Source organism: Reyranella sp. CPCC 100927 (assembly GCF_007859315.1).
In the GTDB taxonomy this organism is placed as follows: domain Bacteria; phylum Pseudomonadota; class Alphaproteobacteria; order Reyranellales; family Reyranellaceae; genus Vineibacter.
Genome location: NZ_VOHA01000011.1, coordinates 22,583 through 35,329, shown reverse-complemented (window position 1 = coordinate 35,329; position 12,747 = coordinate 22,583). Strand labels below are relative to the sequence as shown.

Sequence of the window (12,747 nt, the reverse complement as noted above, 5' to 3'; positions counted from 1 at the left end):
GGTAGATTTTGCGTGGCGCCAGAGCTACAATTTTCTGACCTGAAATAGAAAAAATGTCACACGTGCGGAGGAACCTCATGACCCACCACCCGGACGACGCGCACATCACGCACGACCCGGCCTACAGCGTGGTGGCGCCGGATGATTTTCCGGCGATGATCGAGGTCGATCGCTACGAGATGCGCTCGGATGCCTTCGACGGCATCATCGGCGCCACGCACGATCACTTCTGGGATCCGTTCAACCCGGCCTATCTCGACTACGCGCAGCCCTTCGACATCGAGCGCGAGTACATCATGCCGCCCGACCGGGTGCCGGAGTTGAACTCGGCCGTCTCCGATCGTCTCGACGAGAGCCAGCGCATTCGTCTGGCCAACAACATCACGCGCTTCCGCATGTCGGGCATCCTGCATGGCGAGCAGGGCGCACTGTCGCTGTCGGCCTCGCTGTGCGACATCCTGCTCGATCCCGGCGCCCAGGAATACGCCGCCAACCAGGCGCGCGAGGAGGCGCGCCACGTCGCGGGCTTCGGCCGCTACATCAAGGTGCGCTGGGGCAAGGCCTATCCCTGCGCCGACGAGCTCGGCAAGTTCCTCAACGACATCGTGCTGTCGCCCATCGTCTACAAGAAGCTGGTCGGCATGCAGATCATGCTCGAGGGTCTGGCGATGGGCGCCTTCGCCGACACCCACGCCCACACCCGCGATCCGCTGCTCAAGCGGCTGGTGCAGCTGGTGATGACCGACGAGGCCTTCCACCACAAGTTCGGCAAGATCTGGGCCGACCGGACCTTGCCCAAGCTGTCGGCGGAGGAGCACGAGAAGGTCGAGGACTGGGCCGCCCATGTCTTCGAGTCGCTGCTGTTCAACCTCACCAGCATCAGTCAGCGCACCTACATCTACGACGAGTTCGGCCTCGACTGGCAGTGGGTGCGCGACGCGGTGCGCGAAGCCTATGGCCGCGACAGCCGGCGCAACTCCATGCAGGAGAGCACCAACATCTTCCGCGTGCTGATCAAGACCCTGCTGAAGGCCGGCATCATCACCGACCGCACCAGGCACGTGTACAGCCCCTGGGTCGATCTCGGCGAGCTGGTGGGCGAGGGTGACTCGATGGTGGGCGACGCCATCGCCGCCGACGGCATCGAGTACCTGCGCGAAATCAACCGCAAGCGCCGCGTCATCGGCCAGAAACTGACGGCCTGATGCGCCAACGGGCTTTACCAGCCTGATCTTTCTGGGCTAGAGAGCGCCGGGTTTTTCCCGAGGTTCCTGTCTTGCCATCGTAAACGCCGGTCTCGCCAGTTCACTGGAAGCGCAGGGCAGCGCGTGTCGCGCTGCCGAATTCGAGAACGTGCGTTCGTCATCGTGGGCGGCTTGAGACCGGCTTGGCAGGCTCGATCCGCCGCCGCTGTCACCGCGCCGCGCATCAGCTCTCCCGTCGTTCCTTCCGCGCCACGCCGTGCCCCTGACCGGGGCTCCTCACGCCGTCGACTTGATGAACTTCCCGTCGGGAAGGGCAAGTCGGCATGTCGGGTCTCTTTTGTGTTCAATGGATCATCACGCCCCGGATCACCCCACGGCCATGGTTGACGTGCCCTCGGTGCAGCGGCCCGCGGCCGTTCTGCTGCAGCGACAAGGCCAGGGTTAACGCCAACGGCAAGCGCCTCGATGCCTGGCTGATCTACCGATGCGCCGACTGCGGCAGCACCTGGAACCGGCCGCTCCTCGAACGCCAGAACGTGCGCAACATCGATCCGGCGCTCCTGCAGGCCCTGCAGACCAACGACGCGCGGTGGCTGCGGCGCCTGGCCTTCGACATCGATGCCTTGAAGCGATGGTCGGCGCGCATCGAAGAGTCCGCCGCCGTCGATGTCGAGAAACGGCTGCTGGTCACGGACACGACCGGAGCGGCGGAGATCCGGCTGACCGTGACGGCGCCGACCAGCCTGCGCGTCGATCGCCTGCTGGCGAACGAACTCGCGCTGTCACGCAGCCGCATCCAGGCGCTGCAGGCCAGCGGCTTGCTGACCCTCTCGCCGTCCGGACTGCGCCCGCTTCGGGGGCCGATCCGGGACGGCATGCGCGTGTGCATCGACGCCACGGCGGTTGCGGCCATGGCGCCGCTGGTGGACGGCCCGGGATACGCGGGCCGGCCGCTCGGGACCGATGGCACGAAACGGTCACGGCTGTTCTGATCGTCGTGCCCCCGCGGCACGAAACCTTTCCCGGCCCCGCCCGTCGACATTCGATGCGTCAATGCGTCTGGAGTCGTCAGGGGAAGGTCTTGCCATGGCGGCAGCAAGATTCGGAGAAGGTGCAACGTTCCCGATCATCGGATCGCTCGTGCTGCACATTGTCTTTATCGGCCTGCTGGTCGCCGGGCGCATGGGGACCGAGCAACCTGCCGAAGCGGTCGCTGGCCGCGACACCGCAGCGCCGGGCGAGGCGGCGCTTCCTGTCGACCTGCACTCCTTCCGCGGCGCGCACAGGCCGGGCCGTCCGGCGCCCGACGAGTCGCGGGAAATGACCGCGGCCACCGTGCCGGGCGTGCCCAATGCCCTGCTGGGGACGTCCGATCGCACGATCGTGCCGACGGAGCCGTCACCGACATCGCCGCCTGGCGTGTCGGACTCGACGCCGTCGGCCGTCGGTACCATGCCATCGCTCATCCGGCGTGCAGGACAGGGCAGCGTACCCGAGTCCCGGCCGATCGTGCGCGCGCCGCCGGCGGCGCCCACGGCTGAGCCAGGTGCATCCGACCTTGCTTTGGCGGCGATGAGGGTGTCGCACACACCGCTGCCCGGCATGCCCGTGCTCAAGGTACAGCCCGTCGCACCGATCGCGGCGGCCGCGCCGCAGCGTCCGGCGTCGCCCAAGCCCGGCCCGGCCGATCAGACCGTGATTCCGTCGGTCGATACGGTGCCGGCACCCGTCGCCGATGCGCCGCGTCCGGCGGTGATGCCCGACATCATGCTGCAGAACACCATACCCGGGTCCATACCGGGGCCGGGCATCTCGAACCGGGCCACGATTCCCCTCGATGTGCTGGCCGTGCCGACGCCACCGAAACCGGCGGATACGCAGTTGCCACCGCCGCCACCACCGAAACCGGTGATCGCCCGGACCGTGGCACCGGCAGCCGCCAAGCCGGCACCGGCCAACCCGGTGCCCAGGCCGAAACCGCGCGTCGTCCGGCCGCCGCCGCAGTCAGCGGAACCCACGCCCGACATGGTGGTGATTCCGCCGGAGCCGGAACCGGTCGTTGCCATGCCGGTATCGCCGCCGCCACCACTGCCGGCCGCAGCGTCACCCCGACGCTCGACGCGCGCCGTGGATCCCTTCGCCAACCATGGGATCAATGGCGAAGGCGGTGGCGAAAGCGGCGTCGGCAGCACGAGCAGTGCGGCGGGTGGCTCGGCCGGGGGTGCTGGCGGTTCTGGCGCTGGCGGCAGCGGTGCCGGCGGTAGCGCAGGCGGTTCCGGTGCCGGCGGTAGCGGTGCTGGCAGTGGCGCAGGCGGTTCCGGTGCCGGCGGTAGCGGTGCTGGCAGTGGCGCAGGCGGTTCTGGTGCCGGCGGTAGCGGTGCCGGCAGTGGCGCCGGTGGCTCTGGTGCCGGCGGCAGCGGCGCCGGCAGCGGCGCTGGTGGTTCTGGTGCTGGCGGCAGTGGTGCCGGCAGTGGCGCTGGTGGTTCTGGCGCCGGCGGTTCCGGAGGTGGCGGTGCTGGCGGCGGCTCTGGTGGAGGCGGCGGCGGTTCCGGCGGAGGTGGCTCCGGTGGAGGAGGTGGCGGCGGCTCTGGAGGCGGAGGCGGTGGCTCCGGCGGAGGTGGTGGTTCTGGTGGCGGTGGCAGCAAATAAGAGGCCGCCATGGCGCACCGGATTTCCGGAGTTTCAGGACGGCCGCGAAAACGCTGAAGCGCGATCACGCGATGGTGAAACATCCGAACGGGATGGTCCGCGGGTATTCCGCATGGCGGCGATCCAACCAGGCGCCGCCCGATTCAACGGGAGACCTCCATGGCTCATCGCTCGACCCTCGTTCTTGCCACCGCCGCGGCGGCGCTGTTCGCTGCAGGTACGGTCGCGACCGTCGCCCAGGCACAACAGGGCACGCTGAAATGCGCCGGCATCAATGCGTGCAAAGGCACCAGCGCCTGCAAGAGCGCAAGCTCGTCCTGCAAGGGCATGAACGCGTGCAAGGGCCAGGGTTGGACCCCCGTATCCACCACCCTGGAATGCACCACCAAGGGCGGCCGCATCCTGTAGCAGATGGACCTCTCCCCACCGGGGAGAGGTCGACGCGTGCGCAGCGCGCGTCGGGTGAGGGGGCGTCGAAGCCGCACGCGGCGTTCGACGAGAAGCACCTCGCGTGCGCGGCGGCCCCCTCACCCGGCGCCCGCGCGCCGACCTCTCCCCGGTGGGGAGAGGTCAAGAGGACCGCGCTCCCAGGATCACACCAGCGGATCGTGCTGGATGATCACCTGCTGGGCCAGCGTATCGGTCGAGACGCGGCCCGACAGTTCCGCGATCGTGGTCCAGGTGTTGCCGCCGCCGTCGGCATCGACCTGGATGTCCGTCTGGCCGTGCGTGGTGCGGGCGCGCAGGAAGCCGCCGGCAACCAGATCGGCGCCGTCATCGCCGGTGAAGTTCGTGAACAGCGTGGCGGCGAACACGATCTGGTCGCGTGCGTCGCCGCGCGTCTGGAAATCGCGAAGCCGGTCGGTTCCGTCCGCCGGCGTCGTGAACACGAACCAGTCGATGCCGTCGCCGCCGCGCAGCGTGTCGTCGCCCGTGCCGCCGACCAGCACGTCCCGACCGCGGCCGCCGTCGAGCCGATCATCGCCATCGCCGCCGAACAGGCGATCGTTGCCGCGGCCGCCGTCGAGATCGTCGTCGCCGGCATTGCCGCGCAGCGTGTTGGCCGCGTCGTTGCCCGACAGCCGGTCATCGTGGGCGCCGCCGGTGACGTTCTCGATATCGATGATGGTGGCGGTGCCAAAGCGCGTGGCACCGTCGGCCAGATCGAGCCTGATGTCGTCATCGACGGCACTGAAATCCAGCGTGTCGTTGCCGTCGCCGCCGTCATAGACCTCGCCGCGGCGGCCGCCGTGGCCCCACAGCAGAGCGAGTTTGTCCTCGGCTGACCACGGGCCATGCGGCCAGCCATGGCCGCCCGAGGGCAGCGCGCCGATCAGCACGTCATCGCCGCGGCCGCCGTCGATCACGTCGCGGCCGGCACCGCCGTCGATCACGTCGTTGCCGTCGCCACCGTCGATCCGGTCGTTGCCGGCACCGCCCAGCAGGTGATCGTCGCCACCTTTGCCGTCGATGCGGTCATCGCCGTCGTGGCCTGCCAGCCTGTCGTCGCCGGGGCCGCCGCGCATGACGTCGTCGCCCTCGCCGCCGGTCTTGTCGCGATCACGCGGGTCGCGCGCGAGCGGCGTGGGATCGAGGCCGATCGCACGCAGCGCCTGGGCCAGATCGACATACTTGAAGTTGGCGTCGAAGTTCTGGATCTCGCCGCTGCCGGGATCGGGGAACACGGTCTGCGGCGCGCTGGAGCCGTCCTGCATCACCACCAGGCCGTTGGGAAAGGCGTTGCCCAGCGCGCCGGAGAAGATGTCGAGTCCGTCCGACTCTTCGACTCCGTCGATGCCCTGGCCGCCGGCGACGGCGACGCGGCCGAGGAAATCGCCGGTGTCGAGGTCGATCACGGAGAACGTCGAGTCGCCCTGGCTCGACACGAAGAGCTGGCGTGAGCCGTCGTTGCCGTAGCGGATCGAGAGCCCTTCGAGGTCGGGCACCAGGAAATCGGCGTCGCGCGCCACGAACGCGGTGAAGCGGCCGTCGCTGGTGGGATCGGCGTTGAAGCTGTAGATGCCGCCGCTCTCCAGCGATACGTAGCCGATGCCCGTGATGTCATCGACGACGATGCCTTCGGACTGCAGGTCCTCGGGATCGACGTCGTCGGGATTGGGCAGGGTCAAGGTGCGGACCAACTCGAACGAGACCTTGCCGCCCGGGTCGTTCACCAGGCGCAGCTGCGCGATGTGATCACCGCCGGCTTGTGTGACGAACACGTAGGCCTGGCCGTCGGCGCCGGTGTAGGCGTCGAGCCCATAGGCCGTGGCCTCACCGTCGTCGACGCCGAAGATGCTGGCCGGCACGGTGGCCGACGTCACGTTGGTGAGGGCGCGGGTCTGCGGGTCGACGGCAAAGATCGCGAGCGTGTCGTTGGCGCGGTCGGAGGCGACGAACAGGTCGGTGAACGTGCCGTCCACCTTCACGTTGTAGAGCACGTCGACGTTGTTGTAGCGGATGCCCTCGGGTTCGATGGACTGGATCTCGTGGCCGGCCAGGTCATAGACGCGCAGCCCGCCTTCCTTGTGCGCGGTGACCACCACGCTGGCGTTGGGGTCGTCGGGGTTGAGCCAGATCGCCGGGTCGTCGGGATCGGGGCCTTCCACGTCGACCGTCGGATCGGGGAAGCGGCTCTCCGGCGGCGTCTCCAGTACCGGCGCGATCGTGGGGATGTCCTGCAGGTCGATCGCGAAGGCGAGGAACTGGGTGAACTGCGTGCCGGCGAAATTGTTGTCCGATACCAGGATGATCGACTGACGCCCGTCGGCCAGGCGCGGGCCGAACGAGATGCCCTCGACGTTGTCGAGCGGGATGCCGAGATCGGCAAGGTCGAACAGCAGCTCCTTCTGCACCGGCGCATCGACGTTCACCACCAACTCGCCGTCCTCGATCGTCGTCGGGATGGCCGCGGTGTGCGAGACGTCGGTGGCGCCCTGGGTGCGCACCTCGTAGAGGCGGATGAAGTTGCCGGCACCGGTGGAGAAGCCGCGCTCCATGGCCAGGAACGTGCCGTCGTTGTCGATCGCCAGCATGTCAACCAGGCCGTTGTTGGCGAAGCCGTCGGGCGGCACCGGCGGCGTCTCGACGGCATCGGTGACGTAGACATACTCGGCCACCGGCTGTCCGCTCACCAGGTCGTAGCGGATGATGCGCGACGCCGAGCCGCTCTGCAGCGTGACGGCCGGGCCGTCCTGGAACAGCGCGTTCTCGGTTGCCGTGTAGAGCGTGCGCTGGTCGGGCGTGACGGTGAGGCTCTCGAAGGCGAGGTTGTTGCGGATGCCGTGGTTGGCGCTGGGCAGGAACTTGGCATCGACGGGCAGGGTGGCGAGCTGCTGGCCCTGCAGCGAGAACAGGTTGACGAACGGCGCCACGCCGGCGTTGGCGTCACCCTCCGACGAGATGAAGAGGCCGCGGTCGGTCAGCGCGATGCCCTCGGGATCGAGCGACAGCGCCGGGAAGGGCTGGCCGTTGGCGCCCAGCAGCGTCGTCACATCGGTGAAGGCGACGTCGCCCGCGCCGAGGGTACCGTCGGCGATGTCGATCGACAGCGTGTAGAAACGCGCCGGGTCGATCTGGCTGCGATCGTCGGCGATGGCGTAGAAGACGCCGCGCGCGGCGTCGTAGGTGATACCCGACAGGCCACCGACCTCGGTATCCTCGAACTGCAGGCCGGTGGGGAAGGTGAGCTGGCCCAGGAAATCCAGGCCGGTGGCATCGCGGCGCTGGTCGTCGGTCACGGCCAGGTCCATGTACACCAGGCGATGGTCGGAGCTGGGGAAGCCACCGGGCAAGCCGGGGTCGAACGTGCCGACCAGGCCGAAAGTCGGATCGTCGTTCAACGGCCAGAACACGCCGCCGCCCTTGGCGTCGAGGCCGACCTGCGAGGGCAGCACGTAGTCGGCGCGCAAATTGCCCGGCGTGCCGTCGGCAAAGTCGGCGGTGTCGCGTGCCGGATCGCTGACATGCGTGGCATTGGCGCCGCCCTGCAGCGCCGACTGCTGTATCGCGCCGGCGCTGGTCGGCACCACGCTGCCATCGACGCTGGGATTGTTCAGGATCTGCTGGATCGCCTTGTCGACGCTGTCGCCATCGTTGGGATCGGCATTGTAGTCGCCCACGATGACAAAGCGTTCGCCCGGCGCCAAGCCGCCGGTGCCGCCGTGATCGTCATAGATGTAGCCGCCGGCGCCCGGCGTCACGTAGTCGTCCCAGAAGCGGATCTCGTCGGCGTTGCGCAAGCCGTTGCGGTCTTCCGGGCCGTCGAACACCGGCGGCGTCGGGTGCGCCGCCAGGATGTGCACGGTCTCACCGTTCACCGTGACCGGGATGTCCCAGTGGCTCTTGGACGACAGCGGCAGTGCCGCCAGCTCCTGCGGCGAGTACCAGTCCTGCGGCTGCGCCGTGTTGGGATCGTCGGGCAGCCGGGCGCCCGGCATGTCCTTCCACAGGAAATTCTGGAACGTGCGTACGTTGGCGGCGTCGATGGGATGGCGCGAATAGATCACCATGCCGAACTGGCCGGGGAAAGCGCCGAAGCCCAGCGCGTCATCGCCGTAGCCCGGCGCGCCCGGCGTGGTTACCACAGCGCCGTTGTTGTTGAGGTCGAAGCCCGAGGCGATGCCGGTGTTGGAGGGTGCGATGTAGACATAGGGGAAGTCGATCGGCGCGGCGCCGTTCTGCGACACCGAAAGGTAGTTCTGCGAAAACAGCGATGCGGCCAGCGAGCTGCCGTTGGGGCCGCGCGTGTCGAAATCGAATTCGTTGACCAGCACGATGTCGGGTGCCGCGCGCTGGATGATCTCGGCCACGGCACGCGCCTGGACGTTGCCGGGCGTGCTGAGGTCGGTGATGAGGGCGCCTTCGGTGGCGCGGTTCAGCGATGCGTTGAACGTGGCGACGCGAAGCTCGGTGCTCATCACATGATCTCCCCGGTGGACGGCCCGTACCGAGGATCGCGGCAATGCTTAACCATCGCATGACCATGTCTTGACGTACGCGTGACTGTGGAAATCCCTTCCCGCGGGCGCGGCCCGCCCGGCAGGCCGGGGAGGGCAGAAGCGGCCGACGCCTCAGCGCATGAACGGGACGAGCGCGGCGAAGTCGTCGTGCAGGTGGCCGGCGGCGATGGCGGCCCTGAAGATGCCGTCGAAAGCATCCGGCAGGGCGCGGTTCAGCTGCCGCTCGCTGCATAGCGACATCAGGTGCTGGAAAGCGCCGTGGTGCGCTGCGATGGACGCCAAGGTGTCGTCGTCGCCACGGTAGCGCCGCTCGCGCGCCCGCGCGATCAGGTCGTCCGTCGCGTCCAGGATGATCTTCGTGAAAGGCTGCAGATGGTGGGCATAGGCGTCCAGCGCGATTCCCTCGACCTGGCAGACGGTGATGGCCTGCAGTGTGCCGAACAGCTTCCCCCACAGCGCGCTGAGCAGCGCGATATCGAGCGCCGATGCGTGACCGACATTGTCGCCCACATGAACCATGTTGCCGCCCAGCACGTCGAACACGGCCTTGTTCACGTCGAATGTCGGGCGGTCGCCGGCGTAGAGGATCGTTGCGAAGGGCTCGCCGATGACGTTCGGTGTCGCCATGATCGCGCCGTCCAGGTAGCGAATGTCGTGACGGTCGGCCCACGCGGCCGTCTGGCGCGCCTGGTCGGGAGAACCCGATGTCAGTTGCACCAGCAGCTTGCCGCCGAGTGCGCGGCTCACGGCGGGCGATTGCAGATGGGTATCGGCGGCGGCGTAGTCGAGGACATTGACGACGACGATGTCGGATGCGGCCACGGCTTCGTCGAGCGAAGCGGCGATGCGGGCACCGAGATCGGCCAGCGGCCTGCAGCGCTCCGGCGTGCGATTCCACACGCGGGTCTCATATCCGGCTTTCAGGAAGGCGCGGGCCAGCGCAGAGCCCATGCGTCCGGCGCCAAAGACACAGATTGTCGTCATTGCGGGCAACTCCTGTACCGGGCAGCGATGCGTCGCCGGGTCCCCCATGGGTGTTGCCGAGTGATAAGTCGGGCTTTCTCGCCCTGTAAATTACGCACTATAAAGTAAGCGCTGACCGCCAGGTAAGGAGCGATCTCGATGACGCAACCGCAGCTTGTTGATTGTGGCTTTGACGCCGCGCTCGGTGCGATCGGCGGCAAATGGAAGACCCACATCCTGTGGGAGATCCATCTCAAGCCGCGGCGCTTCGGCGAACTCAAGCGCCGGTTGCCGGGCATCAGCGAGAAGGTCCTGGCGCAGCAGTTGCGCGAGATGGAAGCCGACGACCTGGTGCGCCGCGAAGTCTTTCCCGGTGCCGTGCTAAAGGTCGAGTATTCGGTGACCGAGTACGGCACGACCCTGAACGCCGCCGTGGTCGGGCTTGCGCAGTGGGGCAAGGGCCATCAGCGCCGGCTGGCAGCCAAGAGCCGGACCGCCGCCGCCGCTTGATGGCGTTCGGAACACTGCACGGCGTAGTGAGGAAAACTCTCACACAATGGTGAAGGCGGGAGCGCGAACTGTGTATCGTTCGCACCGGCGCCATCGGCCATATCGCTGTTGAACAGAGGTACGCTGACTGAATGCCGTGGTTTGATCCTGCCGGACGGTTCTCGCCCTTCAAGCTCGCCGTCTTCATCCTTCTCTTCGTACCGGCCGCCGTGATCGCCGAACGCTACGTCAGCGGCGCCCTGGGGCCGCGCGCGCTCAACGAGGCGATCCACCAGGTCGGCAACTGGACCCTGAAGCTGATCCTGATCTCGCTGGCCATCACGCCGGGCCGTCGCCTGCTGCGCTGGCCGCGCCTGATGCAGATCAGGCGCATGGTCGGTGTCGCCGCCTTTGCCTATGCCGCCGTTCATCTTTGCCTCTACATCGCCGACGAGTCGCTGGACCTGCGCAAGGTGGCGCTGGAGATCGTGTCGCGCATCTACCTCGCCATCGGCTTCATCTCGCTGCTGGTGCTGACCGCCATGGCGATCACCTCGACCGACGGCATGGTGCGTCGCCTGGGCGGCCGGCGCTGGCGGCGGCTGCATCAGCTGGTCTACGCCGCGGCGCTGCTGTCGGTCGTGCACTTCTTCATGCAGACCAAGTTCAACGTGAACGAGCCCTGGGTGATGGCCGGGCTGTTCGTCTGGCTGATGGCGTATCGCGTGGTGGTCTGGCGCGGCCGCTGGGAGGGCCGCCTGGCGGACTGGTGGCCGTTGCTGCTGACGGTGCTGGCGACCGCCGGCACGGCCATCGGCGAGTCGATCTACTACTGGATCAAGCTCGGCGTCGATCCGACCCGGGTTCTGGCTGCCAACCTGATGTTCTCGCCCAGCATCCGGCCAGCCTGGATCGTGCTCGCGATCGGCCTTGCCGTCGCCGCCGCGGCCGCCGCGCGGCGCGACTGGACGCGCACCGCAGCGCGCCCGCGCATCGACACCGGCAACCTGTCGAACGAACTGCGATCGCCCTGAGGCGGTTTATGCGCTGACGGAATCGGCCTCCGTCGTCCTGACAGCCTGTGACGTCATACGCTCACGCTGTCATCCCGAGCGTAGCGAGGGATCTTTCAGCGTTAGGCTCGCGGCCGGGAAGATCCCTCGCTACGCTCGGGATGACAGCGTGGGCTTGAAACCGATGCGCTCTCGTACGACGGTCAGCCTGCCGTCACGCGGAGCCACCGCATCAATTCGGGGTGATCAAGGCTGTTGTCAGGTTCGCTGCCTACATGCCCGCTGAGGTCATGGAGCGAGCTTGGCATGCGGCAGCAGTCGATTGGCGTGATCGTCGTTCTGATGCTGGCGACAGCCGGCATCGTGGCGCCGCCGTCGCTGGCGGCGGGCGAACCGGCCGCGCGCCATGACACGGCGCCCGTCGTGCGCGGCAATGTCGAGGACGTCGTCACCGCGCTGGGTTCGCTCCAGCCATCGCAATATGTCGATGTCGGGGTGCAGGTGTCGGGTCAGCTGCAGGCGATCCACGTCGCGATCGGCGACCGGGTGATGCAGGGCCAGCTGGTCGCCGAGATCGAGCCGACCCTGTATCAGGCCAGGGTCACCGCCGACCGCGCCGCGCTGGAGAATCTCGAGGCGCAGCTGCGGCTCAAGACCGCCGGCCGGCACCTGCTCGATCGGCAGCTCGAGCGCCAGAAGGAGATGCTGCCGGCGCGGGCCACCAGCCAGGAGGCCTACGACGCCGCCGTCACGGCGCTGGAGCAGAACAGCGCCGAAGTGTCGGCGCTGGAGGCCCAGATCCGCCAGACCCGGGCCAACCTTGGCGCCGACGAGGCCAGCCTGCAGTACACCCTGATCCATGCGCCGATGGCCGGCACCGTGGTGTCGCTGACGGCGCGCCAGGGCCAGACGCTCAATGCCACCCAGACGGCACCTGTCATCCTGCGCATCGCCAATCTCGACACCATGACCGTGTGGACCCAGGTGTCGGAGGCGGACATCCCCAAGCTCACCGAGGGCATGGACGCGTACTTCACGACCCTGGGCCGGCCCAACCGGCGCTGGAGCGGCACGCTGCGGCAGATCCTGCCGACGCCGGAGATCGTCAACAACGTCGTCCTCTACAACGCGCTGTTCGATGTCGACAATCGCGACAAGGCGTTGCTGCCCTCCATGAGCGCACAGGTCTTCTTCCGGATCCGGCAGGCACAGGATGTGCTGGTGGTACCGGCGGCGGCCCTGCGCATATCCGATGGTCCCGGTGCCGGCGATGTCACCTTGGAGGTGGTCCAGCCGGACGGCAAGCGCGTGCTGCGCCATGTCGAGGTCGGCGTCAGCAATCGCGTGACGGCGGAGATCAAGTCCGGCGTGGCGCCGGGCGAACGGGTCATCGTGCCGGACGCGGGCACCAGTGTCCCGGGTGACAGCGCCACCACGTTCCGTTTCAAGTGGCCCCGTCTGTGAGCG

9 protein-coding genes are annotated in these 12,747 nt (G+C 68.0%); 7 read left to right on the top strand and 2 right to left on the bottom strand.

Features of this window, described 5'->3' with window-relative positions; genetic code table 11:
- The first annotated feature begins 77 nt into the window (after positions 1 to 77).
- The 4 genes from FQU96_RS25475 (at position 78) to FQU96_RS25460 (ending at position 4,262) form a co-directional block, all read left to right on the top strand.
- A complete protein-coding gene (locus FQU96_RS25475; RefSeq protein ID WP_146544177.1) occupies positions 78 to 1,205 on the top strand; it encodes a ferritin-like domain-containing protein in 1,128 nt (375 codons plus the stop codon).
- A gap of 323 nt (positions 1,206 to 1,528) precedes the next feature.
- Positions 1,529 to 2,197, top strand: a complete 669-nt coding sequence (locus tag FQU96_RS25470) for a DUF1062 domain-containing protein (protein WP_146544176.1) — start codon at positions 1,529 to 1,531, stop codon at positions 2,195 to 2,197.
- 94 nt (positions 2,198 to 2,291) lie between these two features.
- On the top strand, positions 2,292 to 3,854 hold the full coding sequence (locus FQU96_RS42270) for a hypothetical protein (RefSeq protein WP_178130699.1): 1,563 nt from the start codon (positions 2,292 to 2,294) through the stop codon (positions 3,852 to 3,854).
- Between the two features lie 159 nt (positions 3,855 to 4,013).
- On the top strand, positions 4,014 to 4,262 hold the full coding sequence (locus FQU96_RS25460) for a hypothetical protein (protein WP_146544175.1): 249 nt from the start codon (positions 4,014 to 4,016) through the stop codon (positions 4,260 to 4,262).
- A gap of 185 nt (positions 4,263 to 4,447) precedes the next feature.
- Here FQU96_RS25460 and FQU96_RS25455 read toward each other — a convergent pair whose 3' ends face one another.
- Together FQU96_RS25455 and FQU96_RS25450 are read right to left on the bottom strand one after the other, a co-directional pair.
- Positions 4,448 to 8,773, bottom strand: a complete 4,326-nt coding sequence (locus tag FQU96_RS25455; protein WP_146544174.1) for a phytase — start codon at positions 8,771 to 8,773, stop codon at positions 4,448 to 4,450.
- A 153-nt stretch (positions 8,774 to 8,926) separates the two neighbouring features.
- Entirely contained in the window at positions 8,927 to 9,799 is an 873-nt protein-coding gene (locus tag FQU96_RS25450) for an NAD(P)-dependent oxidoreductase (RefSeq protein WP_146544173.1), read from the bottom strand.
- Between the two features lie 138 nt (positions 9,800 to 9,937).
- On the opposite strand from FQU96_RS25450, the gene FQU96_RS25445 reads away from it, so the two are divergent.
- From FQU96_RS25445 to FQU96_RS25435, 3 genes are all read left to right on the top strand, one after another.
- The gene (locus FQU96_RS25445) at positions 9,938 to 10,288 is read left to right on the top strand and encodes a helix-turn-helix domain-containing protein (RefSeq protein ID WP_146544172.1); all 351 of its coding nucleotides are present in this window, start codon (positions 9,938 to 9,940) and stop codon (positions 10,286 to 10,288) included.
- 131 nt (positions 10,289 to 10,419) lie between these two features.
- Positions 10,420 to 11,301, top strand: a complete 882-nt coding sequence (locus tag FQU96_RS25440; RefSeq protein ID WP_146544171.1) for a sulfite oxidase heme-binding subunit YedZ — start codon at positions 10,420 to 10,422, stop codon at positions 11,299 to 11,301.
- Between the two features lie 285 nt (positions 11,302 to 11,586).
- Positions 11,587 to 12,744, top strand: coding sequence for an efflux RND transporter periplasmic adaptor subunit (locus FQU96_RS25435; RefSeq protein WP_146544170.1), 1,158 nt, complete (start codon positions 11,587 to 11,589; stop codon positions 12,742 to 12,744).
- The last annotated feature ends 3 nt before the right edge of the window (positions 12,745 to 12,747 follow it).

What these genes read in the sequence shown, in the direction of transcription:
- FQU96_RS25475 (WP_146544177.1), top strand. Translation starts at nt 78, where the DNA reads ATGACCCACCACCCGGACGACGCGCACATCACGCACGACCCGGCCTAC.
- FQU96_RS25470 (WP_146544176.1), top strand. Translation starts at nt 1,529, where the DNA reads ATGTCGGGTCTCTTTTGTGTTCAATGGATCATCACGCCCCGGATCACC.
- FQU96_RS42270 (WP_178130699.1), top strand. Translation starts at nt 2,292, where the DNA reads ATGGCGGCAGCAAGATTCGGAGAAGGTGCAACGTTCCCGATCATCGGA.
- FQU96_RS25460 (WP_146544175.1), top strand. Translation starts at nt 4,014, where the DNA reads ATGGCTCATCGCTCGACCCTCGTTCTTGCCACCGCCGCGGCGGCGCTG.
- FQU96_RS25455 (WP_146544174.1), bottom strand. Translation starts at nt 8,773, where the DNA reads ATGAGCACCGAGCTTCGCGTCGCCACGTTCAACGCATCGCTGAACCGC.
- FQU96_RS25450 (WP_146544173.1), bottom strand. Translation starts at nt 9,799, where the DNA reads ATGACGACAATCTGTGTCTTTGGCGCCGGACGCATGGGCTCTGCGCTG.
- FQU96_RS25445 (WP_146544172.1), top strand. Translation starts at nt 9,938, where the DNA reads ATGACGCAACCGCAGCTTGTTGATTGTGGCTTTGACGCCGCGCTCGGT.
- FQU96_RS25440 (WP_146544171.1), top strand. Translation starts at nt 10,420, where the DNA reads ATGCCGTGGTTTGATCCTGCCGGACGGTTCTCGCCCTTCAAGCTCGCC.
- FQU96_RS25435 (WP_146544170.1), top strand. Translation starts at nt 11,587, where the DNA reads ATGCGGCAGCAGTCGATTGGCGTGATCGTCGTTCTGATGCTGGCGACA.